Below are 23,429 nucleotides of genomic sequence, written 5' to 3'. Positions count from 1 at the left end.
GTTTCGTGATCGTTGGCCCGTTTCGTGTGCATCATCACAGCAGGATCGGGAGGGATGCGGGAACTCAGATGCCGGACGGGGTCCCGGCCTCGCCGGAGGCCGCCGGGGCGAGAACGCCCTCCCGGTCCTCGGGCTCGTCGACCCGGTAGCCGGGGATCGAGGGCCAGCGGACGGTGAGGACGACGGCGTCCTCCTCCGCGTACCAGGAGTGGTCGACGCCGCGCCCCCAGAGCACGTAGTCGCCCTGCTCGGCGAGGACGACGGTCCGCCCCGGGAACTCCAGCCGGAACCGCCCGCTGATCAGAACCAGCAGCGCGGTGCGCTTCTCGGCGGTCGCCCAGCGCTCGCGTGCGTCGCCCTTGGGGTGGACACCCCACTTGATCTCCACGTCCTCGCTGTGACGGGGATCGGCCGGGTCCTTGAAGTGGCCGAGGAGCCAGCCTCGGTCGGCGGCGGCGTCGGGGGCGGCCTTGCCGGTGTGGATGGTGAGGTCGTCGTTCACGCTGGTGAGGCTAATGCAGTTGTGCGGGCCCGCCGGACACTGGTGAGCTGGGCCGATGACGATGGATCTTGATGAACTGCTCAAGGTGCGCGCCCGGTTCGACGCGGAGGTGCGTGAGGGTGCGCAGGCCGACGGCGGGGGCGCCCTGGTGGTACGGGTGGGCCCGGTCGTGCGGCAGAGCGTGCCCGGTCCCGGCTGGAACGGCGTGCTCTGGTCGGACCTCGACGCGGAGACGGCGGACGCGCAGATCGCCGCGCAGGTGGGGTTCTTCGCGGAGCGCGGCTGCCCGGACTTCGAGTGGAAGCTGTACGCGCACGACCGGCCGGCGGACCTCGGGGACCGGTTGCGGGCCGCGGGCTTCGTACCGGAGCCGCCGGAGACGCTGATGGTGGGGCTGGTGGCCGAGCTCGCGCAGTTGCCGGTGGATCCGCCGGAGGGGATCACCCTGCGGGTGGTGACGGACGAGGCCGGGGTGGATCTGATGATGGAGGTCCACGCGGGGGCCTTCGGCTCGGAGCGGCCCCGGATCCGGGAGGCGCTGCTGAGCAGGCTGCGCGACGAGCCGGAGACCGTCGCGGCGGTGGTCGCGATGGCGGGCGACGTCCCGGTGAGCGCCGCGCGGATGGAGATGCGGCCGGGGGCGGCCTTCGCCGGCCTGTGGGGCGGCGGCACGGTCCCGCAGTGGCGCGGCCGCGGTATCTACCGCCTTCTCGTCGCACACCGTGCGCGCCTGGCGGCGGAGCTCGGCATCCCCTACCTCCAGGTGGACGCCTCGGACGACAGCCGTCCGATCCTGGAGCGGCTGGGCTTCGGGGTGATGGGCGTGACGGTGCCGTACATCTGGACGCGGCCCGGCCCGGACGCGGACTGAGGCCGTACGGGGAGGCCCCGCCGGCCCCGCCGGCCCCGCCGGGACGGCCCGGCGCGGGACAGGGATTCCGCGACGCCCCGGGGCCCCCGGACAGGATCTTGGACAGGGAACGCGTCGGCCCGCCCCGTCCACCCTGTCAGGCGGCCCCCCGGAGGTGACGGCGTTGACGGCGTACGTGCCGCGGCGGAAGGAGGAGGATTCGCTGCGCCTGGGACTGCTCCACCTGATCCACGAGTACGCGCGCCACAACGGCCACGCGGACTTCGTGCGCGAGGCAATCCACGGGACGACCGGGCCATGGCCCCCGGCCCGGGCCGGCCCGATCGCCAGGCCACCCTCCCGCTAGGGGGTGTCCGGCGGATCAGGGTCGGACAGCCCGGGTCGTCCGGTGCCGTGGAATGCAAGGCGGAGGAGGGAGCCCACGCGGAGCGTCGGCGACCGACGACAACGCAGCAGGCCGCGGTGCCGGACGGCCCGGGCCCGGCCCTGATCCGCCGGACACCCCCTAGGCGGCGCGCCAGTACCCCAGGCCGTTGACCCGCTGCTTCGGCAGACCGAGGTCCTTGCGCAGGTAAGCCGTCAGGGTGCGGGTCGTGGCCGTGTCGCAGGCGAGCCAGACGTATGCCGATCCCGGGTCGCCGAGCAGCTCCGGCAGCTCGGCCCTGACCCGGTCGGCCAGCGCCGTCCCGTCCCTCGGCACCCGGCGCATGTCGTGCCGCTCCGCGTCCAGCCGTACGGGCAGGTCCGTGTCGGAGGTGTGCTGGGTCTCGAACCAGATGGTCGCGGGCAGGCCGGGGAAGGCGTCCAGCAGCGAGTTGATCGCCGGGAGGGAGGCGGGGTCGCCGATGACCAGCAGGCGTTCCGGGGACGGCGCAGGGGCGGAGAATCCGGTGCCCTGGACGGTGGCCTCGATGGTGTCGCCCGGCTTCGCGTCGCGCGCCCAGTCGCTGGCGACCCCGTCATGCAGGGCGAACTCGAAGCAGAAGGTGCCCGCTTCGGGATCCGGGTCCACCAGGGTGTAGGCCCGCTGGTGCGGCTTGCCCGCGTTCTGGAACCAGACCCGTACCCACATCGTCGGGTGCAGCGATTCACCGGCGGCGGCCAGCAGTCCGCCGTCGGTGAAGTACACCCGGCGGTAGTGCTCCGTGACGTCTTCCGCCCCGGTCACCGTGAACGTGAAGTCCTTGCCCCGCAGAAGCTTGAGGACCACGCCCTCCCAACCCTTGCCGACCGCCATGTCCGACCCCTCCCCTGACACCTTTATAGTTAGGCCAGCCTAACCTAATGCGCCATCGGGGAGAGTGTGAGCAGCGTGAGCAGCAGTGTGAGCAGCGAGAGCGACCCGGCGTCGGACGCGGGCGCCCGGGGCGGACCCCACGGGCAGCCCCCGGAATCCTACGACGTCTTCCGCGACCCCTGGGGCATCCCCCACCTGCGCGCATCGGACGAACTCGCGCTCGCCCACGCCCAGGGGCGGGTCACCGCTTTCGACCGCGCCTGGCAGCTGGAGGTCGAGCGGCACCGCGCCGAGGGCTCCAGCGCCTCCTTCCTCGGCCCGGACTCCGTCACCTGGGACCGCTTCGCCCGGCGGAGCCGCCTCGCCGACACCGCCCGCCTCTGCTTCGCGGCGATGGAGACCGACGACCCCGCGACCGCCGCCTGGGTGCGCGCGTACGTGGACGGCGTCAACGAGGGCCTGGCCGCCGGCGCCGGCCGCGACGAGCGCTTCGCCCGCACCGGCCTGGCCCCCTCGCCCTGGGAACCGTGGGTGCCGCTGGCGATCTGGATCGCCACGCACATCCTGTTCGCGGGCTTCCCGACCAAGCTGTGGCGCGAGCGCGTGGCCCGCGCTCTGGGCGACGACGCGCTCACCCTCTTCGCCACCGACGGTCCCCGCATCGCCGGCAGCAACGGCTGGATGGTGCCCGGCGACCGCACCACCACCGGTGCGGCGATCATCGCGGGCGACCCGCACCGGTTCATCGAGGACCCGGGCGTCTACCAGCAGATCCGCCTGTCCTGCCCGGACTACGACGTCCTGGGCCTCGCCGTCCCCGGCGTCCCCGGCCTCGCCCACTTCGGGCACACCGGCAGCGCCGCCTGGGCCATCACCAACGCGATGTCCGACTACCAGGACCTGTACGTGGAGCAGTTGCGCCGCGGCGAGGGCTCCGCCGTCGAGGCCCTCGGCCCGGACGGGGTCTGGGAGCCCGTCGCACGCCACACGGAGACCATCGCCGTGGCGGGCGGCGACGACGTCGAGGTGGAGATCCTGGAGACCGCCCGCGGCCCGGTGGTCGTGCACGCGGACGGCTACCCCGGCGCGGGCACGGACACGGACACGGGCACGCACACGCACACGCACACGGACACGGACACGGACGCCGCCTCCGCGGACGCCGACCGCAGCACGCAGACCCTCTCCCTGCGCTACCCGCCCCGTGTCCGGCGCGACCTCGGCTTCGCGGTCCTGCCCGCCCTGCTGCGCGCCCGCACCGTCGCCGACATCGACCGCGCCCTCGACGGCTGGGCCGAGCCGGTCAACGTCGTCCACGCCGCCGACACCGAGGGCGGCCTGCTGCACCGCGTCGCGGGCGCCGTTCCGCTGCGCCACCCCGACAACCGGCTGCGCCCCGTACCCGCGTGGGACCCCCAGCACGCCTGGCAGGGCTGGGCGCCGACCCCGGCCGAGCCGGTGCAAGGCTTCGCGGTGATGGCGAACGCGCGCGGCATCGCCTCCCCGCTGGGCGTGGAGTTCGCGCCGCCGCACCGAGCCGACCGCATCCGCGAGCTGCTCAGCGGCTCCGCGCACTGGTCGCCGAAGGCGATGGCCGACGTGCACCGCGACACCCACCTGGCCTCGGCCGAGCCGCTGCTCGCCCTGCTGCCCGGCTTCGACGGGCTGACCCCGGCCGCGCGGGAGCTGCGCACCCGGCTGCTGGCCTGGGACCGGCGCATGGAGGCGGACAGCACCGACGCCACCGTCTTCTCGGCCTTCCGGACCGCGACCGTGCGCCGCTTCGCCGCCGATCCCGTCTTCGCGGACCTGGCGGGGGCGCCTGCCGGCCCCGCGGTGTTCCACCCCTGGCTGTACCTGGTACCCAAGATCGGTTACGCGCTCGAAGGCCTGCTGACCACGTCCCTGCTGCCGGAGCTGGACCGCGCGGCGCACGTCCGGGCAGCCCTGGAGGAGACCGCCGCGGCGGGCTCCCCCGACACCCCGTGGTCGGAGGTCCACCGGCTGGCCCCCTGGCAGGCGGTGCCCGACCCGGACGCCCCCGAGTGGCCCGGCCTCGGCGGCGACCACGACTGCGTGAACGCCACCTCCTCCGTACCCGGTTTCACCGATGTCACCGCCCGCGCGTCGGCCGCCCGCTACGTCTGGGACCTGGCCCGCCGCGAGGACAGCCTCTGGGCGGTCCCGCTGGGCGCGGACGGCGTCACCGGCAGCCCCCACCACCGCGACCAGCTGCCCCTGTGGGCGCGCTGCGAACTCGTCCCCGTCGTCACCGACTGGGCCCGGCTGACCAAGGAGTCGATGTGACCACCGCAGCCGCCGCCCGGCAGCCCGTCCACACCCACCTCGTGGAGGGCTTCGGCACCGTCACCGTCACCCCGGTCGATCCGGCCGCCGACGCCGGCCTGATCCACGGCTGGGTCACGCAGGAGCGGGCCCGTTTCTGGGGCATGGGCGGGGCCGGCCGGGAACTGGTCCGGGAGATCTACGAGGACATCGACCGCCGCACCACCCACCACGCCTTCCTCGTGGCCCTGGAGGGTGAACCGGTCGCGCTGTTCCAGACGTACGACTGCGCAGCGGACCGGGTGAGCGAGTGCTACGACGCCCGGCCGGGCGACGTCGGCGTGCACCTGCTGATCGGCCCGTGCGAGGGCGCCCCCCGGCCCGGCTTCACCGGGGGTCTGGTCGGGGCCTTCCTCGCCTTCGTGTTCTCCGATCCGGCCACCCGGCGTGTGGTCGCCGAGCCGGACGCGCGCAACACCAAGGCCATCGCACGGCTGGAACGCACCGGGTTCACACTCGGCCCCGAGGTGGTGCTGCCGGAGATCGACCTGCCCGAGGTCCACCTCCCGGCCAAGCCGGCCCGTCTCGTCTTCCTCGACGCACCGGCGCCGTCTCCCGCGGGAAGCCGCTGACCTGCGCCGCCCCGACGGCGGGGCGTTCGGCGAACGCAGGCCGCCCGGTGGGCGGTTCCGCGAGCCGGGCGCCCCGCCGACGGCGAACACCTGGACGGCCGCGGCAAACCGATCGTTCCGATTGACCGGGTGATTCCGGTCACGGAAGACTGATGGTCAATCACCAACCCGGCGCTGGGGGGAAATTGACCAGCCAGAATCTGCACATCGGGCCGGACGCGGCAGCGGACCGCTACCGCCTGCTCAGGTCGATCGGGCGCGGCGGGGAGGCCGTGCTCTACCTCGCCGAGATCGAGCTCGCCGGCGGGTCGGAGCCCGTCGTCGTCAAGGTGCTCGACTCCAGGACGACCATCACGCCCGAGGTCTTCGACCGCATCAGCCAGAAGTGGAACGAGCAGGCGGAACTGCTGAGATTCGTCCACCGGCCCGGCGTCGTGGGGGTGCGGGAGCACTTCGAGGGACCGCCGATCCACCGGCCGGGGGAGTCGTCCACCCTGACCGGGCGGGCGCTCGTCCTGGTCATGAACCACATCGACGGGCTCGACCTGCGGGACTGGCGGGCCGAGCGGACGCTCGCCACCGCCGCCGAGCGGCGCGAGGTCATGCGGACCCTGGAGCAGCTGGCCGAGGTGCTGGACTGGCTGCACTCGGGGAAGGCCACGCCCTCCGGGCGCCAGGTCGTCCACGGCGACCTCTCCCCCGGCAATGTGATGGTCGACGCGCACGGGCAGGCCACGCTGGTGGACTTCGGCCTCAGCAAGCTGACCGCCGACCATCAGACGGCCGAGGTCTGGTTCACCCCCGGCTACGCGGCGCCCGAGGTGTTCGAGGGCAAGCGGACACCGGGCACCGACCGGTACGCCTTCGGGGCGATCGCGTACTTCCTGCTCAGCGGAGAGTCGCCGCCCGCCTCCCCGCAGCAGCTGGGGCGGGCGATGGCCGAACTGCCGCAGATCGCGGTGCTGGACGCAGAACAGCGGGCCCGGATCACCGACCTCTACGCGGAGGAACCCTCCCGGCGGCCGGTGAACCTCACCGGGTGGGTGAAGGACCTGCGCCGCGCGGTGGTGTCCACGACGGCGGCGACGACATCGCAGCGGCCCCCGCAGGACTCCCCGCCGAAGCCGGCCGCGCCACCACAGCCCGCCGTACCGCCCCAGCCGGCCACCCCGCCGGACCGGCCCGCGCAGTCCGTGCCGCAGCCGCCGCCGTACGTGCCGACCGCACCGGCGACGGCTCCCGACCCGGCCCCGGCACCACCTGCCACGCTCGCGGACCCGGCCCCGTCCGCGCCCACGGCGTCGGCGCCCGCGCCCGCGGCTACGGCGGCGCAGCCACCCGCGGCCGTCCCGGACGCGGTGCCTGCCGGATACGGCCCGGCCACGGCGTACCACCAGGGCCCGGGCATGCCGGCGGCCGTGCCCCAGCCGTCCGCCGCGCAGCCGAGGAGGAAGCGGACCGCGGTGGTCCTGGGCTCCGCGGCCGCCGTGGTGGTGCTGGCCGTGCTCGCCGTGGTCGGCGTACAGCTCCTGGGCGACAAGGACAAGGCCGACGCCGCGCGGGACGGCCGCTCAGGCGGGGACGGCACCCGGGCGGCCACGGCCACCGCGTCGCCCACCCCGTCGCAGTCCGGGGCGACGGCAGGGGCCTTGAACGGGGCCACGCCCGAGGCCCCCGCGAGCCCGGAGGGCTCGGCGAGCCCGCACGCCCCGGGGGCGGTCAAGGACAGCAACGTGGCCGACCTGACCGTGCTGGCGTCGGTCGGGAACGTCGACAACTTCGAGGTCGGCTCCGCCAAGCTGAACACCACGGAGTACGGCGCGGCGCTCCTCGGCAGCTGCTACTACGGTGCGGCCATCGAGTACGACGTCAACCGGGCGTGGTCCACGCTGGAGTTCACCGCCGGGATCGACGACGGATCTACCGTGGAACAGGCGCGGCTGACCATCTCGGTGGACGACAAGCCCGCGATCTTCTCCGAACTGGTCCACCTGGGCAGGCCGGTCACCAAGGCCCTCGACATCAAGGGCGCCCTGCGGCTGCGCATCAAGGTGGAAGAGGGCTGCAAGGGCCGCGGCAACGCCGTCCTCGCCGCCCCCGTCCTCACCCGCTGACGGGCCCGGACCCGTCCGACACCCCGAGGTCGGCCCGCATGGCCGCGCGCATCTCCCGCAGCAGGGCCCAGATCTCCTGCTGGTCGCGGGAGACGGTGGCCATGGTCTCGCCTTCCTCGGGGGCGCCCCGCTCCAGGCGCTTGACCTGGCCGTAGACCCGGCTCAGGGCGTGGTTGACGGCGCTCGCGGGCCCGAGCACGGCGTCCGGCGCGATCATCTGCGCCTCGGAGTAGCGGTCGCGCTGGGCGTCCTTGGCCTCGTCGAGCGCCTCCCGGTCCGCGTCCTCGACCGCGCGCTCCCGCATGACGTGCAGATGGCGGTTGAGGGCGGTGGTGAACTGCCGGGCGTCCCGGTTGAGGTCTGCGTAGCAGGTCCGTCGCAGCGCCAGGTAGTCACGGATCTCCTCGTGACCGCGCAGGAGTTCCATCTCCCGGCGCTTCGCCCGCTCCGCGCCCCGCTGGGTGAGCAGCGCCCCGCCCAGGGTGCCCACGACACCCACGGCGGCGATGACCATCGCACCGATCTCCACCCTCGACTCCCCCGTCCTCGGTCGGCTTCGACGGTCCAGTGTGCAGGAGACGACCGAGGCCCCGCACCAACAGGTGCGGGGCCTCGGGATGTCCGGGCCGTCAAGGGCCAAGGGATCAGCCCTCGGAGACGCCCAGGCGCTCCAGGATGAGCTCCTTGACGCGCGCCGCGTCGGCCTGGCCGCGGGTGGTCTTCATGACCGCGCCGACCAGGGCACCGACCGCGGCGACCTTGCCGCCGCGAATCTTGTCCGCGATGGCCGCGTTGCCCGCGATGGCCTCGTCGACGGCCGCGCCGAGCGCGCCCTCGTCCGAGACGACCTTCAGGCCGCGCTTCTCGACGACCTCGTCCGGGGTGCCCTCGCCGGCGAGGACGCCCTCGATGACCTGACGGGCCAGCTTGTCGTTCAGGTCGCCCGCCGCGACCAGGGCCGCGACCCGGGCCACCTGCGCCGGGGTGATCGGCAGCTCGTCGACGACGACGCCCTGCTCGTTGGCGTTGCGGGCCAGCTCGCCCATCCACCACTTGCGGGCGGCGGCCGAGTCGGCGCCCTCCTCGATGGTGGCCACGATGGAGTCCACCGCGCCCGCGTTGAGGATCGACTGCATGTCGTGCTCGCTGACGCCCCACTCCTCGCGGAGGCGGTTGCGGCGCACGCGCGGCATCTCGGGCAGACCGGTGCGCAGCTCCTCGACCCACTCCCGGGCCGGCGCCACGGGCACCAGGTCGGGCTCCGGGAAGTAGCGGTAGTCCTCGGCGTTGTCCTTGATGCGGCCGGCCGTGGTGGAGCCGTCCTCCTCGTGGAAGTGCCGGGTCTCCTGCACGATCGAACCGCCGGAGGACAGCACGGCCGCGTGCCGCTGGATCTCGAAGCGGGCGGCGCGCTCGACGGAACGCAGCGAGTTGACGTTCTTGGTCTCCGAGCGGGTGCCGAATTCCTTCGTCCCGTTCGGGCGCAGCGACAGGTTCACGTCGCAGCGCATCTGGCCCTTGTCCATGCGGGCCTCGGAGACGCCGAGCGCCTTGATGACCTCGCGCAGCTCGGCCACGTACGCCTTGGCGACCTCGGGGGCCCGCTCGCCCGCGCCCTCGATGGGCTTGGTGACGATCTCGATGAGCGGGATGCCGGCGCGGTTGTAGTCCAGCAGGGAGTGGGACGCGCCGTGGATACGGCCGGTGGCACCGCCGACGTGCAGCGACTTGCCGGTGTCCTCCTCCATGTGGGCGCGCTCGATCTCCACGCGGAAGATCTCGCCGTCCTCCAGCTGGACGTCCAGGTAGCCGTTGAAGGCGATGGGCTCGTCGTACTGGGAGGTCTGGAAGTTCTTCGGCATGTCCGGATAGAAGTAGTTCTTCCGGGCGAAGCGGCACCACTCGGCGATCTCGCAGTTCAGCGCGAGACCGATCTTGATGGCGGACTCGACGCCGATCGCGTTGACGACCGGGAGGGAGCCGGGCAGGCCGAGGCAGGTGGGGCAGGTCTGCGAGTTGGGCTCGCCGCCGAGCTCGGTGGAGCAGCCGCAGAACATCTTGGTCCTGGTGCCGAGCTCGACATGGACCTCGAGGCCCATGACGGGGTCGTACGACGCCAGGGCGTCCTCGTACGACAGCAGTTCGGTGAAGGTGGTCACGGTGAAACTTTCCCTCTCAGCCCAGCAGGACGTCGTCGTCGCCCAGGCGCTTGAGCTCGCGGTACAGGATCGCGAGGCCGGTGACGATGGCGGCGGCGGACACGGCGGCGTCGACCAGCTTCAGCATGTCGTGCTCGCTGCGGGCCTTCTTGACCTGCTTGAACACGCTGATGGCGCCGAAGGCGGTGGTGCCGATCGACAGGTAGGTGCCGGTCTTGGACTTCTTGAAGCCCTTGGCCTTGGACAGTGCACTGGTGCTCACAGCGACGGTGCCTCCTCGAGCAGCGGGTGACCCCAGCGCGCGACGAAGGCGGCCTCGACGGCGGCACCGACCTTGTAGAGCCGGTCGTCCTTCATCGCGGGGGCGATGATCTGCAGCCCGACCGGGAGGCCGTCCTCCGGCGCCAGGCCGCAGGGCAGCGACATGGCCGAGTTGCCGGCCAGGTTGGTCGGGATGGTGCACAGGTCCGCGAGGTACATCGCCAGCGGGTCGTCGGTGCGCTCACCGATCGCGAAGGCGGTGGTCGGGGTCGTCGGGGAGACGATCACGTCGACCTGCTCGAAGGACTTCTCGAAGTCCTGCGAGATGAGCGTGCGGACCTTCTGGGCGGAGCCGTAGTACGCGTCGTAGTAGCCGGAGCTGAGCGCGTACGTACCGAGGATGATGCGGCGCTTGACCTCGTCGCCGAAGCCGGCTTCGCGGGTCAGGGCGGTGACGTCCTCGGCGGACCTGGTGCCGTCGTCGCCGACGCGCAGGCCGTAGCGCATGGCGTCGAAACGGGCCAGGTTCGAGGAGCACTCGGAGGGCGCGATCAGGTAGTACGCGGCCATCGCGAGGTCGAAGGACGGGCAGTCCAGCTCGACGATCTCGGCGCCGAGCTCCTTGAGGAGCTCCACCGACTCGTTGAAGCGCTGGACGACGCCGGCCTGGTAGCCCTCGCCCGCGAACTGCTTGACGACACCGACGCGCATGCCGGTGACGGAGCCGTTGCGGGCGGCCTCGACGACCGGCGGGACCGGGGCGTCGATGGAGGTGGAGTCGAGCGGGTCGTGCCCGGCGATCACCTCGTGCAGCAGGGCCGCGTCCAGGACCGTACGGGCGCAGGGACCGCCCTGGTCGAGGGAGGAGGAGAAGGCGACCATGCCGTAGCGGGAGACGCCGCCGTAGGTGGGCTTCACGCCGACGGTGCCGGTGACGGCCGCGGGCTGGCGGATGGAGCCGCCGGTGTCCGTGCCGATGGCGAGCGGGGCCTGGAACGCGGCGAGGGCCGCGGCGGAGCCGCCGCCGGAGCCGCCGGGGATGCGGGTGAGGTCCCAGGGGTTGCCGGTCGGGCCGTAGGCGCTGTTCTCGGTGGAGGACCCCATGGCGAACTCGTCCATGTTGGTCTTGCCGAGGATGACGACGTCGGCTTCCTTGAGCTTGCGCGTCAGGGTGGCGTCGTAGGGCGGGATCCAGCCTTCGAGGATCTTCGAACCGACGGTGGTCGGGACCCCGACGGTGGTGAAGATGTCCTTGAGGGCGAGGGGTACGCCGGCCAGCGGGCCGAGCTTCTCGCCGGCCGCGCGCTTGGCGTCGACGGCGCGGGCCTGGGCGAGCGCGCCCTCGCGGTCCACGTGCAGGAAGGCGTGGACCTTCTCGTCGGTGGCGTCGATGCGGGCCAGGTGGGCCTCGGTCACCTCGACGGCCGTGAGCTCGCCGGAGGCGATCTTCTCGGCGGTCTCGGCGGCCGTGAGCTTGATGATGTCGACCATGGCTGTTAGTCCTCCCCCAGGATCTGCGGCACCTTGAAACGCTGCTGCTCCTGGGCGGGAGCACCGGAGAGCGCCTGCTCGGGGGTGAGCGACGGACGGACCTCGTCCGCACGCATGACGTTCGTCAGCGGCAGCGGGTGGGAGGTCGGCGGGACGTCTTGGTCGGCGACCTCGGAGACACGGGCGACCGCGCCGATGATGTCGTCGAGCTGTCCGGCGAAGTGATCCAGCTCGTTGCTGGACAGCTCAAGGCGCGCCAGCCGTGCGAGGTGGACGACCTCCTCGCGCGTAATGCCAGGCATGCAGCGATCCTCTGGGGGTGGGTGGATGTTTCGTTTCGGACCCAATCCTATGGGTCCGGGCGCTCGGCCTGCGAAACGGTTTGGCCCGGGACGCCGTGCGGGTCCGGGCGCGGGCCCGCCGCACGGGTGCCTGTGCGGCTCCGCCGGACCGGAGCCTCGATCGCCGGCGGCGCTCCCCGAACGGCCGGCGCCGCTCACCGACAGGGCGGCGCCCCTCACCGACAGGGCGGCGCCGCTCGCCGACGGGCCGGCGGCGGTCAGACCGCGTCGGCCTCGGCCGCCGCCAGCTCCGCCGTGATGTCCGCGGGGCGGCGCCAGCCGCGCTCGCCGCGGGCCAGCAGCCAGGCGGTGGCCTCCTGCGGCGGCATCGCGGCGGCCACCAGCCACCCCTGCACGGCGTCGCAGCCCAGGTCCCGCAGCCGCTCCCAGGTCTCGTCGTCCTCGACTCCCTCGGCCACGACGAGCAGGCCGAGCGAGTGCGCGAGGTCCACGGTGCAGCGGACGATCTCCGCGTCCTGCGTGTCGACCGCGAGCCGGCCCACGAACGAGCGGTCGATCTTCAGCTCGCTGACCGGCAGGCGGCGCAGGTGGACGAGGGAGGAGTAGCCGGTGCCGAAGTCGTCCAGGGACATCTTCACGCCGTGCCCGGTGAGGCCGGCCATGGTGTCCGCCGCCCGCTGGGGGTCCTCCAGCAGGACGTGTTCCGTTATCTCCAGCTGCAGGCCGCTCGCCGGGACCCCGTGGCGGGCCAGTCGCGCGGCCACCGCTCCGGCGAAGCCGGGGGTGTGGACGTCGCGCGGGGAGACGTTGACGGCGACGGGGACCTTCAGCCCCTGGGCGCGCCAGCGGGCCACCTGGGCCAGGGCGGTCTCCAGCACGTACTCGGTCAGGTGTGGCATCAGCCCGGAGGTCTCGGCGATGGCGATGAACTCGTCCGGGGGGACCCGCCCGCGTTCCGGGTGGACCCATCGGACGAGTGCTTCGAGCCCCGCGACCTGTCCGTCGAAGCGGACCTTCGGCTGGTAGTGGAGTTCCACCTCGCCGGCGTCGAGGGCCCGGCGCAGGTCGCCGAGGAGACCCAGGCGGTCGGGGGTGTTGCTGTCGCGCTTGGACTCGTACACCTCCACGCCCGTACGGTCCCGCTTGGCCTGGTACATCGCCACGTCCGCGCGCCGCAGCAGCCCCTCCGCGTCCAGTGCATGGTCGGGGAAGACGGCGAGGCCGGCGCTGGCCTCCAGGACGAGCGTGAGTCCGTCCAGGTCGAGCGGGGAACTGAGCGCCGCGACCAGGTGGCGGGCGACGCGCTGGGCGCTGGTGGTGGAGTCGGCGACGGGGAGCAGGACGGCGAACTCGTCGCCGCCCAGGCGCGCGGCCTCGGCCTCCTCGGGCAGGGCTTGGCGCAGCCGGTCGGCGATCTGCAGGAGCAGCCGGTCGCCCGCCAGGTGCCCGAGGGTGTCGTTGACGGCCCGGAAGCGGTCCAGGTCGATGAGCACGAGCGCCGACCGGGTGCCCAAACGTTCAGCCTCGTCCAGGGCGGACCAGGCCCGCTCCAGCAGCCACTGCCGGTTCGGCAGGCCGGTCAGCGGGTCCCGCAGCTGCTCCTCGGCGCGGGCCCGGGCGATCCAGAGGGTGGAGTCCAGTGCGATCAGCGGGACGGCGAAGAGCGGCAGCAGCACCGGCTGGGTGACCGCGACCACGCAGATGAGGGGGGCGATGCCGAGCAGCGCGACCGCGACTAAGGCCTGTCGGAGCAGGGCGGTCCGGGCGACGGTGGGCAGCCCGCCGCCGCGCGGGGCGAGCGCGATCCAGAGCAGGAACCGGGTGGCGAGCAGGTAGGTGACGGCGACGAGGACGATCTCGGGTACGGCGTCCAGCCCCCAGACGGCGGGCAGCCAGGGCGTCTCGACGGTGGGTGTCTCGCCGAAGGCGGCGAGCACGAGGGCGCCGGCTCCGATGCCGAGGATGTCGACGGAGCCGTGGAGCAGTCCCTGGCGCCAGCGGTGCCGGCGCGCGGCCCCGACCAGGGAGACCACGGCCAGCGAGACCAGTCCGGCGGGCACCCAGCCGTAGAGGATGAGCACGCCGAGGGTGAGCGCGGCACCCGATCCGGTGCCGCCCCACCAGCGGTCCCGGCCGAGGGCGACCAGGTGGCCGACGATGATGCCGGTGAGGAGGGCCAGCGCCCAGCCGACGGGCCCGCCGGGGAACAGCGCATGACGGCCGCTCAGGGCGGACGCGATGCCGGTGGTGAGGACCGCGACCGCGAGACCTACGACGAGGTAGGGCAGCACGCCGCGCCGCCCCTGTCCGCCCGCACCGGTGTCGACCGGTCGGGTCTCCGGTGTCCTGGCACCCAGGACACCGAGCCTGCCCGCCCGCATGGACGGGATGTCCCCGCCGAATTCAGGTGACGGGTCGGCGCTTTCGGTGGGTTTCATGCCCGTACCTCTCACAGCCGGCGATGCCGATGTCACGCGATGGCCCCGATGTCATGCCACCACGGCCGGACGTCGCGTCCTGCAGCCGTGCACGACAGGCGCACCCCTCAACAGTAGGACGCGGGAGGCTTCCAGGGGCAGCGGTCGGCAGTGGTTGCCCGAATGCGCCCCAGCCATCCTCATGAGTACGGTATCCGCCGAACGGGTGAGTTTGGACCGGGACCCCCTGCCACCCGACCGATGATCCGACAGGTCACCGCCCTGCGACCAGCCTTGTACCGGCCTTTTACCACCGTCCGCCGCGCCTGGCGTGCGCCCGCCCGTGCAGCCGCACGCCACGCATCCGTTCGCCTTCGCTACTCCCCTTCGGTGATTCCCCCTTCGGTCCTACTCGCCTTCGGCCGCGCCGTCCACCGGGAGCGCGGCCTCGCGCGCCGCGTCCGGGCCCTGCTCCAGCAGCACGGCGAAGCCGGCGTCGTCGAGGACGGGCAGCTTCAACTGGACGGCCTTGTCGTACTTCGAGCCGGGGTTGTCGCCGACCACGACGAAGGAGGTCTTCTTGGAGACGGATCCGGTCACCTTGGCGCCGCGGCTCTGCAGGGCCTCCTTGGCGCCGTCCCGGGTGTGGTTCTGCAAAGTGCCGGTGACGACCACGGTCAGTCCCTCCAGGGGCCGCGGCCCCTCCTGCTCGGCGGAACCTTCCTCCTCCATCCGCACCCCGGCCTCCCGCCACTTGCGCAGGATCTCCTGGTGCCAGTCGACCGCGAACCACTCCTTGAGGGAGGCGGCGATGATCGCGCCGACCCCGTCGGTCGCGGTCAGTTGCTCCTCGGTCGCCGCCTCGATGGCGGCGATGGAGCGGAACTCGCGGGCGAGCGCCTCGGCCGCGACCGGTCCGACATGGCGGATGGACAGGCCGTTGATGATGCGGGCGAGCGGCCGCTCCTTCGCGGCCGCGATGTTCTCCAGCATCGCCAGGGCGTTCTTCTTCGGCTCGCCCTTCTGGTTGGCGAAGACCGTGACGATCTTCTCCTCGCCCGTCTTCGGGTCGCGCTTGGGCAGTCCGCTGTCCTGGTCCAGGACGTACGCCTTGATGGGCAGCAGTTGCTCGATGGTCAGGTCGAAGAGGTCGCCCTCGTCGAGCAGGGGCGGTTCGGCCGGCTCCAGCGGGCCGGTCAGCGCGGCCGCCGCGACGATGCCGAAGTTCTCGATGTCCAGCGCCTGCCGGCCCGCCAGGTAGTAGATCCGCTCGCGCAACTGGGCGGGGCAGGTCTGCCCGTTGGGGCAGCGGACGTCGATGTCCCCCTCCTTCATGGGCCGCAGCGCGGTCCCGCAGGCGGGGCATTCGGCCGGCATCTCGAACTCCCGCTCGGTGCCGTCGCGCAGGTCGACCACCGGGCCGAGGATCTCGGGGATGACGTCACCGGCCTTGCGCAGGACCACGGTGTCCCCGATGAGCACGCCCTTGGCCTTGACGACCTCCTGGTTGTGCAGGGTCGCGAACTCGACCTCGGAACCGGCCACCGTGACCGGCTCGACCTGCGCGTACGGGGTCACGCGCCCGGTGCGGCCGACGCCGACCTTGATGTCGATCAGCTTGGTGTTGACCTCTTCGGGCGCGTACTTCCAGGCGATGGCCCAGCGCGGGGCGCGGGCGGTGGAGCCGAGCCGGCCCTGGAGGGCGATCTCGTCGAGCTTGACGACGACGCCGTCGATCTCGTGCTCGACGGAGTGCCGGTTCGCGCCGAATTCCGTGATGAACTCCCGGACCTCGGCGAGCGAGGAGACCACCTTGTTGTGCCGGGCGGTGGGCAGGCCCCACTCGCGCAGCAGCTCGTACGCCTGCGACTGGCGCTCGATCTCGAAGCCCTCGCGGGCGCCGATGCCGTGGACGACCATGTGCAGCGGGCGGCTCGCGGTGACCTTCGGGTCCTTCTGGCGCAGCGATCCGGCCGCGGCGTTGCGCGGGTTGGCGAAGGGCTTGCCCTCGGCCTCGACGAGTCTCGCGTTGAGTTCCTCGAACTTCTCCATCGGGAAGTAGACCTCGCCGCGGATCTCCACCAGCGCCGGGATCCGGTCGCCCGAGAGCCGGTCCGGGATCTCGGCGATGGTGCGGACGTTGGGCGTGATGTCCTCACCGGTGCGGCCGTCGCCGCGGGTGGCCGCCCGGGTGAGGCGGCCGTTCTCGTAGGTGAGGTTGACGGCGAGGCCGTCCACCTTCAGCTCGCACAGGTAGTGGTAGGCGGAGGTGCCCGTGTCCCGGGCCACCCGCTCGGCCCAGGCGGACAGTTCCTCGTCGTCGAAGGCGTTGTCGAGGGAGAGCATGCGCTCGCGGTGCTCGACGGAGGCGAAGTCCGTCTCGTACGCCCCGGCCACCTTCTGGGTGGGCGAGTCGGGCGTGCGCAGCTCCGGGTACTGCTCCTCCAGCGCCTCCAGCGAACGCAGCAGCCGGTCGAACTCGGCGTCGCTGACGACCGGCTGGTCGTTCACGTAGTACCGGAAGCGGTGCTCCTCGACCTGTTCGGCCAGCAGCTGGTGCTGTTCGCGCACCGCCGCCGGTACTGCCGTGTCCTGCTGTTCGGCTGCCATGCCGTGTCCTCCCGTGGCCCGTCCCGACCGTCACTCAGGGTTGTCGGCGAGCGACCTCGCCGCTCTGACGCAATGCGCCTGCACCGCGCGGGCGTAGGCGGGCGAGGCACCCGCGAGACCGCACGAGGGGGTGACCACGACGGACTCCGCGAGAGTCCCCGGGGCCAGTCCCAGCCTGCGCCAGAGCTTCCTGACACCCATGACGCTACCGCCCGGGTCCGACAACGGGCCGTCGGTGCCCGGCACCACTCCGGCGAACAGCTTCGTGCCGCCTTCGACGGCCTCCCCGATGGCGTCGTCCTCGCGCTCCGTGAGCAGGGAGAAATCGAACGACACCCCCGTGGCGCCGGCCCGACGCAGCAGGCCGAAGGGGACCTCGGGCGCGCAGGAGTGGACGATCACCTCGCCGTCGTGGACGGCGAACAGGTCGCGCAGCGCGCCCTCGACGACCTGCCGGTCCACGGCGCGGTAGGTGCGGTAGCCGCTGGCGGAGCGGACCCGGCCGAGCAGCACCGCGGTCAGGGACGGCTCGTCGAGCTGGAGCACGATGTCGGCGCCGGGGATCCGCCTGCGCACGTCGGCCAGGTGCTCGCGCAGGCCCTCGGCGAGCGATCCGGCCAGGTCCCGGCAGGCGCCGGCGTCCTGCAGCATCGCCTCGCCGCCGTGCAGTTCCAGGGCGGCGGCCAGCGTCCACGGGCCGACGGCCTGGACCTTGAGCCTGCCGGTGTAGCCCTGGGTGAACTCCTCCAGGGCGTCCAGGTCCTCGCCGAGCCAGGACCGGGCCCGGCGGGTGTCGCGCCCGGGCCGGTCGCTGATCCGCCAGCCGCTGGGCTCCACGTGCGCGTACATGTCGACGAGCAGCCCGGTCGAGCGGCCGATCATGTCCGCGCCGGGCCCGCGGGCAGGCAGTTCGGGCAGGTACGGGAAGTCCTCGAAGGAGCCGGTCGCCGTCTTGGCGGCCTCGCGGGCGTCGCCGCCGGGCAGCGAGCCGACGCCGGTCGCGCCTGCGCTCATCGGCCCGGCCTGACGGACAGGTCGTTGACCTCGGCGTCGCGGGGCAGGTCGACGGCCATGACGATGGTGGTCGCCACCGACTCGGGGTCGATCCAGGCGGCGGGGTCGTACTCCTTGCCCTCCTGGGAGTGCACCTTGGCCTGCATGGGGCTGGCGGTGCGGCCCGGGTAGACGGAGGTGACGCGGACGCCGTTGGCCCGCTCCTCGGCGCGCAGCGAGTCGGCGAGGGCCTTCAGGCCGTGCTTGGAGGCGGCGTACGCGCTCCAGTCGGCGTGGGCGTTGAGTCCGGCGCCGGAGTTCACGAAGACGACGGTGGCCTTGGAGGCGCGCAGGGTGGGCAGCAGCAGCCGGGTCACCTCGGCGGGGGCGATCAGGTTCACGTTGAGCTGCTGGTGCCAGGTCTTGGGGCGCAGCTCGCCCACCGGTCCGAGGTCCACGATCCCGGCGATGTGCAGGAGCGAGTCGATGCGCTCGGGTACCGCCTGCTTGGAGAAGGCCCAGGAGAGCCGGTCGGGGTCGGCGAGGTCGCCCACGAGGGCCCGGGAGCCGGGGTAGCGCTCGACGAGCTGCCTGCCGCGGGCGGCGTCACGGGCCAGGAGGACGAGGTCGTCGCCGCGGGCGTGCAGGCGAGCCGCGACGGCGGCGCCGATGCCGGAACCGGCACCGGTGATCAGGTGAGTAGCCATGGGGCCCATGCTCGCAGGTCCGGCGCGCCGGAGCGGGGGAAGCCCCGGGGTCCCGGCCCCGGGGCCGGGCCGGGCGGCTCGGCCTGCCGCGGCGGCCCGCCGGGAGCGTACGAGGACGGCCCGCGCCCGGCCGCCCGCTAGGCCGGGCGGCGACGGCGGGCGGCGACGGGCGGGAAGCCGGCGCCGACGGCCGTCCCACGGACCGCGGGGCCGGAAGGTCGCGGTCAGGTGCCGACGGCCGCCGCGTAGGCCCGCTCCACTGCGGCGCGGGCGGCGGCCGCCCGCTCCGCGGTGACGGAGGGGCCGAAGCCCTGGCCGATCGTGGCGTGCGGGAGCGCGGCGACGAGCCGTGCCCGCACGTCGGCCCGCGGCCCGGCCCACCGCCGGAGCGCCTGCGCCCGTACGTCGGCCAGTGCGGCGGCGCGGTCCGGCGCGGGCGGGGTGAAGCGGCCGCCGGAGGCCCGTACGTGCTCCTCCCAGCGGTCCTCCCAGAACTCCACCGTCCAGCCGGGCCACCGCCGCCCGACGGTGCGGGCGTGGGCCCGGGCCGTGTTCAGCCACCAGCCGACGCGGCGCCGGGCCGGGTCGACATGGATCCCGGCATCGGCCCGCAGCCGGTACCGGCCGTGGTCGGGGGCGTCCCGGAGCCGGTCCAGCAGGGCGGGACCCTCCTCGACCGGATGGTCGCCGATGTCGGCGAGGACGTGGCAGCGGCCGGTGCCGACGGTGACCACGGCGACCAGGGGATCGGGACCGGCCAGTTCCTCGTCGTCCGGCTCCAGCGCCGGGCCGGGACACACGTCGGTGTCCCGCTCCTGCGGGGCGAGGCCGAGGTGGGCCCGCAGCCCGCTCTGGCCGTCGTGGAGCCGGCGCACCTCCCAGCCGGGCCAGGCGAGCCGCAGCAGCTCCAGTCCGGCGGCCCGGGTGCGCAGGGAGGCGGCGGGCCCCTCCCACGCGAAGACCAGCAGGAGCCTGCGGGAGGGGTCGGCGAGGACGCCCGCCTCGACCATGTCGTCCGGGTACCAGCTGTCGTCGGGCGCGTGGGCGCGCAGGTACGGGAGCACCACCTCGGGCCCGGCCAGCAGGTCGAGGTCGAGCGCCACCGCGCCGTGGGAGGAGCGGTGGCGGGTGTGACCGTCGGGGCCCGCGATCACGAAGACGGCCCGGTTGCCCATCAGAGGCCGGCTTCGGCGCGCAGGCGGGCCGCCGTCCGCGTCGCGTCGTAGTCGGCCGGGACGCCCTCGACCAGGACGGCCTCGCCCGCTATGTGGCGCGTGCGCAGCGGGAGGATGGCCTGGTAGGCGTCGGAGGCGTACCAGGCGCGGGCCCGCTCGATGTCGGGGAAGCCGATGACGACGACGGTGCCGGGGAAGGGGCCCTCCAGGACCTCGACCTCCTTGCCGTGCACGAGGAAGCGGCCGCCGAAGGGGTCCATCGTCGACTGGATGGCCTCGATGTAGCCGAGGACGTCCTCGTTCATCGTCTCGGGGCGGAGGTGGGCGATGGCGTACGCGGTCATGGTCTTCTCCCCTGTCGATGCCGGCCGGTCCGCCGGTGCGGGCCGTCGGTCCGATCCTGTCAGCGCGCGACCGGGGTGGCGATTACCTCCGGGGTCATGCCGGGGCGGCGGGCTGGAAGGTGCGGCGGTAGGCGATCGGGGAGACGCCGAGGGACGCGCGCATGTGCTGGCGCAGGGAGTTCGCGGAGCCGAAGCCGGACCGGTGGGCGACGAGGTCGACCGGGAGGTCGCTGGATTCGAGCAGGTGACGGGCCGTCTCCAGGCGCTGGGCGGTGAGCCATTGCACCGGGGTCATGCCCACCTCGTCGCGGAAGCGCCGGGTGAAGGTGCGCAGGCTCATCCGGGCGTGGGCGGCGAGCTCGGCGAGGCTGACCGGTTCGGCGAGGCGTTCCAGGGCCCAGGCGCGGGTGGCGGTGGTGGTGGCGACGGTGGGCTCGGGGACGGGCCGGTCGATGAACTGGGCCTGCCCGCCGTCGCGCCAGGGCGGTACGACGCACATGCGGGCGGCCCGGTTGGTGACGGCGACGCCGTGGTCGCGGCGGATCAGGTGGAGGCACAGGTCGACTCCGGCGGAGACTCCGGCCGAGGTCAGGACGTCGCCGTCGTCGACGAAGAGGACGTCCTCGTCGATGCGGACCCGGGGGTAGGCGCGGCGGAACTCCTCGGCGAGGTTCCAGTGGGTGGTCGCGGGGCGGTCGTCGAGGAGTCCGGCGGCGGCGAGCACGTAGGAGCCGGAGCAGATCGACACCAGGCGGGTGCCGGGGCGGATGCCCGCGATGGCCTCGGCGACCGCGGGCGGCAGCGGCCCGCCGCGGGCGAGCTCGGGCATGGCGTGGGTGGGCGGGACGATCACGGTGTCGGCGGCGGCGAGGGCCTCGGGTCCGGCGGCGGGCTGGAGGGTGAACCCGGAGTCGCTGGCCACGGGAGCGCCGTCGGCGGTGCAGACGACGACCTCGTACAGGGCTTCGCCGTCGTCGTCCACGGCGCTGCCGAAGACCCGGGAGGGTATGCCCAGCTCGAACGGGGGGAAGCCTGGCAGGGCCAGCACCGCGACCAGGTGCCGGCCGTCCGTGCCGTTCCCGGGGCGGGTCGTGTCCTCGGCGTGCTCGTGGTTCTCGCGCAGATCACCCATGGCCAGATCCTGTCACATAGTGGCCATACGGCCAACACCATGGGGGTGCGCGGTGCCCGAGTCTGGGACACGTCGCCGGGAAACGGCCCGGTATCGGACGCAAACGAACGGAATGAGGCGGACTGAGATGCGCGCGATCGTCGTCAACGAGTGGGGCGGCCCGGAGAACCTGGTCGAGCGGGAGATCGAGCGGCCGGAGCCGGGGCTGGGCGAGGTCCTCGTCCGGGTCCACGCGGCGGGCGTCAACCCGGTCGACTGGAAGACCCGCGCCAGCGGCGCCCTGATCGCCTGGGGCGAGACCCCGATCGTGGGCTGGGACGTCTCGGGCACCGTCGAGGCGGTCGGCCCCGGCGTCACCCTGTACGCCCCCGGCGACGAGGTGTACGGCATGCCGCACTTCCCGCGCCAGGCGGGCGGTTACGCCGAGTACGTGGTGGCCCCGGCGCGGCACTTCGCCCGCAAGCCCGGCTCCCTCGACCACGTGCAGGCGGCGGCCCTGCCGCTGGCGGCGCTCACCGCCTGGCAGGCGCTGGTGGACACGGCCGGCGTCACGGCCGGCCAGCGGGTGCTCGTGCACGCGGCGGCCGGCGGCGTCGGTCACCTGGCGGTGCAGATCGCCAAGGCGCGCGGCGCGTACGTGATCGGCACCGCCAGCGCCGCCAAGCACGAGGTGCTGCGCGGGCTGGGCGCCGACGAACTGATCGACTACCGCTCGGTGGACTTCGCCGAGGCGGTCTCGGACGTCGACGTCGTCCTGGACGCGCTGGGCGGGGACACCGCCGAACGCAGCCTGAAGGTCCTCCGGACCGGCGGACACCTGGTGTCCCTGCCCGGTCCGGACGACGTCCCGGCCGGCGCCGAGGGGGTCAACGCCTCCTGGGTGCTGGTCGACCCGGACCTCAAGGGGCTGGAGGCGATCGCAGACCTGGCGGACAGGGGCCTGCTGAAGCCGCTGGTCGAGACGGTGCTGCCGCTGGCGGACGCCGCCCGGGCCCACGAGATCGGCGAGCAGGGCCGGACCACCGGCAAGATCGTCCTGACGGTGGTCTGACCGGGGGCCCGTCAGACGGCTGCGGCGGCCCGCGTCGTCGTGGCGATGGTGGCGGAGCCGACCACGCGGGTGCCGTCGTAGAGCACGATCGCCTGGCCGGGGGCCACGCCGCGGACGGGCTCGGTGAAGGACACGCGCAGCTCGCCGTCCACGACCTCGGCGAAGACCTCGGTCTCGCCGCCGTGGGCGCGCAGCTGCGCGGTGTAGGTGCCCGGGGCGGCCGCCTCGGCACCGCACCAGCGGGGCCGGATCGCGGTGAGGGCGCTGACGTCGAGGGCCTCGACGGGGCCGACGGTGACGGTGTTGTTCACCGGGGAGATGTCGAGGACGTAGCGCGGCTTGCCGTCGGGGGCGGGGTGGCCGATCCGCAGGCCCTTGCGCTGGCCGATGGTGAAGCCGAAGGCGCCCTCGTGGGTGCCGACCTTCTCGCCGGTCGCCTCGTCGACGATGTCGCCCTCGGCCTTGCCGAGACGGTCGGCGAGGAAGCCCTGGGTGTCGCCGTCCGCGATGAAGCAGATGTCGTGGCTGTCGGGCTTCTTCGCGACGGCCAGGCCGCGCTGCTCCGCCTCGGCGCGGATCTCGTCCTTGGTGGTGAGGGTGTCGCCGAGCGGGAAGAGGGCGTGGGCGAGCTGCTTCTCGTCGAGGACGCCGAGGACGTACGACTGGTCCTTGGCCATGTCGGAGGCGCGGTGCAGTTCGCGGGAGCCGTCCTCCTTGAGCACGACGGTGGCGTAGTGGCCGGTGCAGACGGCGTCGAAGCCGAGGGCGAGGGCCTTGTCGAGCAGCGCCGCGAACTTGATCTTCTCGTTGCAGCGCAGGCAGGGGTTCGGAGTGCGCCCGGCCTCGTACTCGGAGATGAAGTCCTCGACGACGTCCTCGCGGAAGCGCTCGGCGAGGTCCCAGACGTAGAAGGGGATGCCGATGACGTCGGCGGCGCGGCGGGCGTCGCGGGAGTCCTCGATGGTGCAGCAGCCGCGTGCGCCGGTCCGGAAGGACTGCGGGTTCGCGGAGAGCGCGAGGTGGACGCCGGTCACGTCGTGCCCGGCTTCGACGGCGCGGGCGGCGGCGACGGCGGAGTCCACTCCGCCGGACATGGCGGCCAGGACGCGAAGGGGGCGGTCGGTGCGCGGCAGGTTCTCAGTCAT

At 73.3% G+C, this 23,429-nt stretch carries 20 protein-coding genes and 1 pseudogene; 6 read left to right on the top strand and 15 right to left on the bottom strand.

From position 1 onward, the window contains the following. Positions 1 to 64: 64 nt before the first annotated feature. Positions 65 to 502 (bottom strand): cupin domain-containing protein, encoded by a 438-nt coding sequence (locus tag NRK68_RS24135; RefSeq protein WP_257856681.1) that lies wholly within the window; start codon positions 500 to 502, stop codon positions 65 to 67. Between the two features lie 61 nt (positions 503 to 563). Between NRK68_RS24135 and NRK68_RS24130 the strand changes: the two genes are divergently transcribed. Together NRK68_RS24130 and NRK68_RS24125 are read left to right on the top strand one after the other, a co-directional pair. Continuing rightward, positions 564 to 1,373 carry a GNAT family N-acetyltransferase gene (locus NRK68_RS24130; protein WP_257857915.1) on the top strand — a complete coding sequence of 270 codons (810 nt, stop codon included), beginning with the start codon at positions 564 to 566 and terminating at the stop codon, positions 1,371 to 1,373. Positions 1,374 to 1,539: 166 nt separating this feature from the next. Further along, positions 1,540 to 1,719, top strand: a pseudogene (locus NRK68_RS24125) (mycothiol transferase); the annotation flags it as partial. A 159-nt stretch (positions 1,720 to 1,878) separates the two neighbouring features. Here NRK68_RS24125 and NRK68_RS24120 read toward each other — a convergent pair. Next, on the bottom strand, positions 1,879 to 2,610 hold the full coding sequence (locus NRK68_RS24120) for a siderophore-interacting protein (protein WP_183067435.1): 732 nt from the start codon (positions 2,608 to 2,610) through the stop codon (positions 1,879 to 1,881). A 75-nt stretch (positions 2,611 to 2,685) separates the two neighbouring features. On the opposite strand from NRK68_RS24120, the gene NRK68_RS24115 reads away from it, so the two are divergent. From NRK68_RS24115 to NRK68_RS24105, 3 genes are all read left to right on the top strand, one after another. Then, entirely contained in the window at positions 2,686 to 4,917 is a 2,232-nt protein-coding gene (locus NRK68_RS24115) for a penicillin acylase family protein (protein ID WP_373023643.1), read from the top strand. Next, entirely contained in the window at positions 4,914 to 5,528 is a 615-nt protein-coding gene (locus tag NRK68_RS24110) for a GNAT family N-acetyltransferase (RefSeq protein WP_183067434.1), read from the top strand. The genes NRK68_RS24115 and NRK68_RS24110 overlap by 4 nt, the downstream gene beginning before the upstream one ends. A gap of 185 nt (positions 5,529 to 5,713) precedes the next feature. Then, the gene (locus NRK68_RS24105) at positions 5,714 to 7,642 is read left to right on the top strand and encodes a protein kinase domain-containing protein (protein WP_257856680.1); all 1,929 of its coding nucleotides are present in this window, start codon (positions 5,714 to 5,716) and stop codon (positions 7,640 to 7,642) included. On the opposite strand, the gene NRK68_RS24100 is transcribed toward NRK68_RS24105, so the two are convergent. The 12 genes from NRK68_RS24100 to NRK68_RS24045 all read right to left on the bottom strand — a co-directional run bounded on the left by NRK68_RS24100 (position 7,632) and on the right by NRK68_RS24045 (position 21,233). Then, a complete protein-coding gene (locus NRK68_RS24100; protein WP_076042858.1) occupies positions 7,632 to 8,171 on the bottom strand; it encodes a hypothetical protein in 540 nt (179 codons plus the stop codon). The genes NRK68_RS24105 and NRK68_RS24100 overlap by 11 nt on opposite strands. A gap of 115 nt (positions 8,172 to 8,286) precedes the next feature. Further along, entirely contained in the window at positions 8,287 to 9,801 is a 1,515-nt protein-coding gene (gatB, locus tag NRK68_RS24095) for an Asp-tRNA(Asn)/Glu-tRNA(Gln) amidotransferase subunit GatB (RefSeq protein ID WP_183067432.1), read from the bottom strand. 16 nt (positions 9,802 to 9,817) lie between these two features. Beyond that, positions 9,818 to 10,063 carry a hypothetical protein gene (locus NRK68_RS24090; RefSeq protein ID WP_030030669.1) on the bottom strand — a complete coding sequence of 82 codons (246 nt, stop codon included), beginning with the start codon at positions 10,061 to 10,063 and terminating at the stop codon, positions 9,818 to 9,820. Then, on the bottom strand, positions 10,060 to 11,553 hold the full coding sequence (gene gatA, locus NRK68_RS24085) for an Asp-tRNA(Asn)/Glu-tRNA(Gln) amidotransferase subunit GatA (RefSeq protein WP_183067431.1): 1,494 nt from the start codon (positions 11,551 to 11,553) through the stop codon (positions 10,060 to 10,062). The genes NRK68_RS24090 and gatA overlap by 4 nt, the downstream gene beginning before the upstream one ends. A gap of 5 nt (positions 11,554 to 11,558) precedes the next feature. Next, positions 11,559 to 11,855, bottom strand: a complete 297-nt coding sequence (gatC, locus tag NRK68_RS24080; protein ID WP_030030671.1) for an Asp-tRNA(Asn)/Glu-tRNA(Gln) amidotransferase subunit GatC — start codon at positions 11,853 to 11,855, stop codon at positions 11,559 to 11,561. Between the two features lie 257 nt (positions 11,856 to 12,112). Beyond that, positions 12,113 to 14,293: a putative bifunctional diguanylate cyclase/phosphodiesterase gene (locus tag NRK68_RS24075; RefSeq protein ID WP_257856677.1), complete on the bottom strand. Its 2,181-nt coding sequence runs from the start codon at positions 14,291 to 14,293 to the stop codon at positions 12,113 to 12,115. Between the two features lie 387 nt (positions 14,294 to 14,680). Beyond that, positions 14,681 to 16,882: an NAD-dependent DNA ligase LigA gene (gene ligA, locus NRK68_RS24070; RefSeq protein WP_257856676.1), complete on the bottom strand. Its 2,202-nt coding sequence runs from the start codon at positions 16,880 to 16,882 to the stop codon at positions 14,681 to 14,683. A gap of 30 nt (positions 16,883 to 16,912) precedes the next feature. Continuing rightward, positions 16,913 to 17,896, bottom strand: coding sequence for a methionine synthase (locus NRK68_RS24065; RefSeq protein ID WP_183067428.1), 984 nt, complete (start codon positions 17,894 to 17,896; stop codon positions 16,913 to 16,915). Next, complete coding sequence (locus tag NRK68_RS24060) at positions 17,893 to 18,582, bottom strand: SDR family oxidoreductase (RefSeq protein ID WP_183067427.1); 690 nt, start codon at positions 18,580 to 18,582, stop codon at positions 17,893 to 17,895. Before NRK68_RS24060 ends, NRK68_RS24065 begins: the two co-directional genes overlap by 4 nt. Positions 18,583 to 18,806: 224 nt before the next feature. After that, positions 18,807 to 19,757 (bottom strand): hypothetical protein, encoded by a 951-nt coding sequence (locus NRK68_RS24055; RefSeq protein WP_257856675.1) that lies wholly within the window; start codon positions 19,755 to 19,757, stop codon positions 18,807 to 18,809. Further along, positions 19,757 to 20,101: a DUF1330 domain-containing protein gene (locus tag NRK68_RS24050; RefSeq protein ID WP_183067425.1), complete on the bottom strand. Its 345-nt coding sequence runs from the start codon at positions 20,099 to 20,101 to the stop codon at positions 19,757 to 19,759. The genes NRK68_RS24055 and NRK68_RS24050 overlap by 1 nt, the downstream gene beginning before the upstream one ends. Positions 20,102 to 20,195: 94 nt before the next feature. Continuing rightward, positions 20,196 to 21,233, bottom strand: a complete 1,038-nt coding sequence (locus NRK68_RS24045) for a GlxA family transcriptional regulator (protein ID WP_220819110.1) — start codon at positions 21,231 to 21,233, stop codon at positions 20,196 to 20,198. 127 nt (positions 21,234 to 21,360) lie between these two features. Here NRK68_RS24045 and NRK68_RS24040 point away from each other — a divergent pair, with 127 nt between their 5' ends. Then, complete coding sequence (locus NRK68_RS24040) at positions 21,361 to 22,284, top strand: NADP-dependent oxidoreductase (RefSeq protein ID WP_183067424.1); 924 nt, start codon at positions 21,361 to 21,363, stop codon at positions 22,282 to 22,284. Positions 22,285 to 22,295: 11 nt separating this feature from the next. Here NRK68_RS24040 and mnmA read toward each other — a convergent pair whose 3' ends face one another. After that, positions 22,296 to 23,429 (bottom strand): tRNA 2-thiouridine(34) synthase MnmA, encoded by a 1,134-nt coding sequence (gene mnmA, locus NRK68_RS24035; protein WP_183067423.1) that lies wholly within the window; start codon positions 23,427 to 23,429, stop codon positions 22,296 to 22,298.

This window comes from Streptomyces yangpuensis (assembly GCF_024666385.1).
GTDB classification, from domain to species: domain Bacteria; phylum Actinomycetota; class Actinomycetes; order Streptomycetales; family Streptomycetaceae; genus Streptomyces; species Streptomyces yangpuensis.
Note: the sequence above shows the minus strand (reverse complement) of the source record. Positions and strands in the feature narration are given on the sequence as shown.

What these genes read in the sequence shown, in the direction of transcription:
- NRK68_RS24040 (WP_183067424.1), top strand. Translation starts at nt 21,361, where the DNA reads ATGCGCGCGATCGTCGTCAACGAGTGGGGCGGCCCGGAGAACCTGGTC.
- NRK68_RS24130 (WP_257857915.1), top strand. Translation starts at nt 564, where the DNA reads ATGGATCTTGATGAACTGCTCAAGGTGCGCGCCCGGTTCGACGCGGAG.
- NRK68_RS24055 (WP_257856675.1), bottom strand. Translation starts at nt 19,757, where the DNA reads ATGGGCAACCGGGCCGTCTTCGTGATCGCGGGCCCCGACGGTCACACC.
- ligA (WP_257856676.1), bottom strand. Translation starts at nt 16,882, where the DNA reads ATGGCAGCCGAACAGCAGGACACGGCAGTACCGGCGGCGGTGCGCGAA.
- NRK68_RS24065 (WP_183067428.1), bottom strand. Translation starts at nt 17,896, where the DNA reads ATGAGCGCAGGCGCGACCGGCGTCGGCTCGCTGCCCGGCGGCGACGCC.
- NRK68_RS24045 (WP_220819110.1), bottom strand. Translation starts at nt 21,233, where the DNA reads ATGGGTGATCTGCGCGAGAACCACGAGCACGCCGAGGACACGACCCGC.
- NRK68_RS24060 (WP_183067427.1), bottom strand. Translation starts at nt 18,582, where the DNA reads ATGGCTACTCACCTGATCACCGGTGCCGGTTCCGGCATCGGCGCCGCC.
- gatA (WP_183067431.1), bottom strand. Translation starts at nt 11,553, where the DNA reads ATGGTCGACATCATCAAGCTCACGGCCGCCGAGACCGCCGAGAAGATC.
- NRK68_RS24120 (WP_183067435.1), bottom strand. Translation starts at nt 2,610, where the DNA reads ATGGCGGTCGGCAAGGGTTGGGAGGGCGTGGTCCTCAAGCTTCTGCGG.
- mnmA (WP_183067423.1), bottom strand. Translation starts at nt 23,429, where the DNA reads ATGACTGAGAACCTGCCGCGCACCGACCGCCCCCTTCGCGTCCTGGCC.
- gatC (WP_030030671.1), bottom strand. Translation starts at nt 11,855, where the DNA reads ATGCCTGGCATTACGCGCGAGGAGGTCGTCCACCTCGCACGGCTGGCG.
- NRK68_RS24050 (WP_183067425.1), bottom strand. Translation starts at nt 20,101, where the DNA reads ATGACCGCGTACGCCATCGCCCACCTCCGCCCCGAGACGATGAACGAG.
- NRK68_RS24075 (WP_257856677.1), bottom strand. Translation starts at nt 14,293, where the DNA reads ATGAAACCCACCGAAAGCGCCGACCCGTCACCTGAATTCGGCGGGGAC.